The 1,301-nt window shown below is 37.0% G+C and carries 3 protein-coding genes; 2 read left to right on the top strand and 1 reads right to left on the bottom strand.

What is annotated here, in order from left to right; all coding sequences use genetic code 11:
* Together PX636_RS10150 and PX636_RS10155 are read left to right on the top strand one after the other, a co-directional pair.
* A partial coding sequence (locus PX636_RS10150; RefSeq protein ID WP_288117016.1) for a hypothetical protein occupies positions 1-206 on the top strand: 206 nt, incomplete at its 5' end.
* Positions 203-616, top strand: a complete 414-nt coding sequence (locus PX636_RS10155) for a PIN domain-containing protein (protein ID WP_002798989.1) — start codon at positions 203-205, stop codon at positions 614-616. The genes PX636_RS10150 and PX636_RS10155, both read left to right, overlap by 4 nt.
* 195 nt (positions 617-811) lie before the next feature.
* On the opposite strand, the gene PX636_RS10160 is transcribed toward PX636_RS10155, so the two are convergent.
* Positions 812-1,301: DNA cytosine methyltransferase (locus PX636_RS10160; RefSeq protein WP_288117018.1), on the bottom strand; the 490-nt coding region annotated here is incomplete at its 5' end.

The raw sequence follows: 1,301 nt of genomic DNA on the forward strand, positions 1-1,301 counted from the left end.
CCTATTTAACCATCGATCATTCTCAGAAGATTATCCTCTCTAACTTACCCTTTAAAGCAGGAACAAAGTTAGCCATTAACATTCAAGTAGTTGAGGATAAAAAGACAGAAGCCGATTTTGAAGCCTTATTAGATAAAACTAAGGGAATCTGGACTAAAGGAGATGGCTTAGAATATCAGCAAAAAATTCGGGAGGAGTGGATATGAAACGATTAATAGACTCCTGTATTTTAATCGACCATTTTAATGGTATTACCCAAGCTACAGTTTATCTAAAAGCTCACCGAGATGAAAGTTATATTTCTGTCATTACTAAAGCCGAAGTTCTCATTGGTTTTAATGATAATAATTCCTTTGAAAAAGCAGGAGAGTTATTAAGCCATTTTCCCTGGATAGATTTAGATGTCAACATCACTGATTTAGTCATTCAAATCCGTCGTGAACAAATCAAAAAAAAGGCAACCAAACAGCCTAACAAAAAGGTTATTCAATGGAAATTGCCCGATGCCATTCAAGCAGCGATCGCCCTTTACTATAATCTCAAATTAGTCACTCGTAATACCCAAGATTTTGATCTCAATCAACATCCATTTATTGAGATTCCCTATACCATCTAACAATAAAACTGAAACAGTTATCGGTGATTCAAAAGTATTATAATTGTATTTGTTATCCTAAATCAATAGTTTTTGCGCGTCAGTAGTTATGAATAGTTAGGGTTTGCTGAAAAAGTACGGGCGACGATCCCTAAAACCCTTACCTTGCCTACATTTCACATTTATTCAGCAAGCGCTATTTACTTTTAGTCAAAATTAATTAACTTCTAACCCCGGAATGCTTAACTGTTCGGTTTTTGGCTGTGTTTCCCCCAGATAATCCCCTTGCAACATATTAATTAAACAGCCACCAAGATGATAGGCCATATTCACGGGAACCGCGTTACCAATCTGTCGATATTGAGAGGTTAAATTACCAGTAAATTGCCAATCATCGGGAAAGGACTGCACTCGTGCATATTCTCTCACAGTCAAAGGACGAGTTTCTTGGGGATGACATCTTTCTGTTTGGGTTTGTGCCGGACTACAGGTAATAGTTAAAGCCGGTTCATCCCAAGATAATCTTTTAGCATATCCTGTCCGTCCGCCGTGATTTTTGAGACTATTTTTCATATATTCTTTTTGAATATCCATCGGCAAATTCCGCCAATTTCCTCCTGGGGGAACTAAGGACATAATCTCTTTTTTTCTTTCTTTATATTCTACTCCTGGAGAACTTGGACAATTCTCTAGAGCTTTTTTCAGA

The organism is Microcystis sp. M53598_WE2 (genome assembly GCF_030067735.1).
In the GTDB taxonomy this organism is placed as follows: Bacteria; Cyanobacteriota; Cyanobacteriia; order Cyanobacteriales; family Microcystaceae; genus Microcystis; species Microcystis aeruginosa.

Excerpts from the sequence above, each read along its gene's own strand:
- PX636_RS10155 (WP_002798989.1), top strand. The coding sequence starts at position 203 with ATGAAACGATTAATAGACTCCTGTATTTTAATCGACCATTTTAATGGT.